Raw genomic sequence first — 2,212 nt, forward strand, 5'->3', positions numbered from 1 at the left:
GGACCCATGCAGTTCATTCCCTCCACGTGGCAGCTCGCAGGCCGGGACGGGAACGGGGACGGAACAGCCGACCCGTTTAACATCGATGACGCCGCGCTAAGTGCCGCCTCATACCTGTGCGCACACGGTGGTGACCTGACCACCGCCGCGGGCTGGGCCGACGCGATCTACTCGTACAACCAGTCTGATCCGTACGTGGACCATGTCCGCGACCGGGCCACTGCCTACGCCGCACAGTCGGGCACTCCCGGATAGCGCCACCGTGCAGCTCGACTTAGTCTCCGGACACCTTGCCGACTCCCATAGTGATTGGCAGCGGCCGGCCGCGCTCCGGCCGGGCCCTAAGCCCATGCCCTGGCAACCAGGTCTCCTGCAGGACCGAGAATGAAGTCCACATTGAGGGATGCGCTGGGCCCCTCACCCATAGAGATCTTCTCGTCGAAAGACCCAAAGGTTGCCGGCAAGAAGTACCCCACGTTGTCCCAGTAATACTGGAAGACATACAGGAGGGGATCTTCGATCGTGTCCAGGTCCTCCCCAAGGCGGTACACAACAATGGCCTTCTTGCGGACCTCTTGGGAATTCGAGCACCAGGGCAGAATCAGCCCTCCCGCATTAGCCATATTTCCGGGCGGAACCTGATCCGTGTCCCTTGGAATGATCCCCGAGGGATCGCCCGGGCCAAAGAGGGGATTCCACTCAAGGTCCTCGTAGAACAGGTTCACGCCCACATCGGCTGGCTGTCCCGGCAGACGGGTTCGGTTGGTGAGCCTTTCCAGGCCTGAATTCCACAGTAGTGGTCCTCTGCGGTCCTGGGCACCGTACGAAACCTTCTTCCGCGACGCGGAAATGGACGCCCCCGCCGCGTCTTTGGCGGCCCTGGCCGCAGTTACCGTCTTGGGGCCTTGGGCCGGTTGCTCGAGATCCATCCTTACTTCTCCTGTCCAAGAGGTGACCGGAGCGTTCCCGTTGGTGACCGCAAGCGGCTCCGCCGGGGAGGGGCTCAAGGGATGCAATATGCTCCGCCGTGCAGCGGTTGTTGCGGCATGAGGGCTCCGTCCGGACGGTTATCGGCCATCTGAGGAATGACTCTCGTGTGAACTTTGCGTCCGGTGCTTGCCATGCGTCAAGGGACTATGCGAAGTGGCGGTGTATTGTGATCGCTCTTTGCCGCTCTTTGCCGATGACGAGGATGCTCGCGGCGGCTCCCAGACCGGCGCCTCTGTCATCGCCAGCCTGCCGTCAGGGCAGAATGGAAGGCATGACATCTACGACGTTCGCCCTCATCCGCCATGGCCAGACGGACTGGAATGCACAGCGCCGGCTGCAGGGATCCACCGACATTCCTCTGAACGACGTCGGCCGCGGTCAGGCTCGCGACGCCGTCGCCGTCCTGTCCGGCTATGAATGGGACGCGATCGTGTCGTCACCGCTGAGCCGTGCCGCGGAAACCGCCGATCTCATCGCCGCCGGGCTCGGCCTCAGCGTGGCCCGGCGCGTGCCGGAGCTCGCCGAGCGCAGCTTCGGACCCGCGGAGGGCCTTCAGGACGGTCCTGAACTGGACGCACTGCGCATCCCCGACGGGTTCCGCGGCGCAGAAAGCGAGGACGAGGCCGCCGGCCGAGGGTTGGCCGCGCTTGAGGCGCTGGCCGAGGAGTTCCGTGGCCGCCGCGTCCTGGCCGTCGCCCATGGCACGCTCCTGCGCGTGAGTCTCAGCCGCGCCGTCGGCCGCACCCTGGACAGCATCGACAACGCCGTGCTCAACCTGGCCCACCACCATGCCGTCGACGGCTGGCAGCTCGAATACTTCAACGGCGAGCGGGCCATGGCTGCCGTTTAGGGCTGCCGCTCAAGGATATGTTGGTATCGCGATGTACTGGTTGATGTTCGTTGACTGGAAGGTCGCAAAAGCCAGCGTGGTGTGGCCGCCCTCCGGGTCACCTACCACAACCGTTTGGTCGGAGGGATTCAGACCCAGCAATGCGTAGGAATGGTCGGAGACCAGCTCGCCGTCGGAGTTGGACGTCCCAAAGGTCACGAGGCCTTTCGTGAAATCCTGCTGCATCTGCTCAAAGCTCACTCCCGTCATGCGGCCGCCGGGGTTGCGGTCGACGCCCACTTCGCCGGTGATGGCATAGAGAGCATTGTGTACATCATGATCCTGGGCGTTGCTGAGGTCGGTGCCATCGATGCCGTTGTAGCTGTTGCCGTT

At 63.9% G+C, this 2,212-nt stretch carries 4 protein-coding genes; 2 read left to right on the forward strand and 2 right to left on the reverse strand.

The window, feature by feature from the left end; genetic code table 11:
* Nucleotides 1–255: lytic transglycosylase domain-containing protein (locus LQV45_RS27075; protein ID WP_230009855.1), on the forward strand; the 255-nt coding region annotated here is incomplete at its 5' end.
* Between the two features lie 86 nt (nucleotides 256–341).
* On the opposite strand, the gene LQV45_RS27080 is transcribed toward LQV45_RS27075, so the two are convergent.
* The gene (locus LQV45_RS27080; RefSeq protein WP_230009856.1) at nucleotides 342–725 is read right to left on the reverse strand and encodes a hypothetical protein; all 384 of its coding nucleotides are present in this window, start codon (nucleotides 723–725) and stop codon (nucleotides 342–344) included.
* A 536-nt stretch (nucleotides 726–1,261) separates the two neighbouring features.
* Between LQV45_RS27080 and LQV45_RS27085 the strand changes: the two genes are divergently transcribed.
* On the forward strand, nucleotides 1,262–1,840 hold the full coding sequence (locus tag LQV45_RS27085; protein ID WP_230009858.1) for a histidine phosphatase family protein: 579 nt from the start codon (nucleotides 1,262–1,264) through the stop codon (nucleotides 1,838–1,840).
* 9 nt (nucleotides 1,841–1,849) lie between these two features.
* On the opposite strand, the gene LQV45_RS27090 is transcribed toward LQV45_RS27085, so the two are convergent.
* On the reverse strand, nucleotides 1,850–2,212 hold a 363-nt coding region (locus LQV45_RS27090), incomplete at its 5' end, for a hypothetical protein (protein ID WP_230009859.1).

This window comes from Microbacterium sp. Bi128 (genome assembly GCF_918698205.1).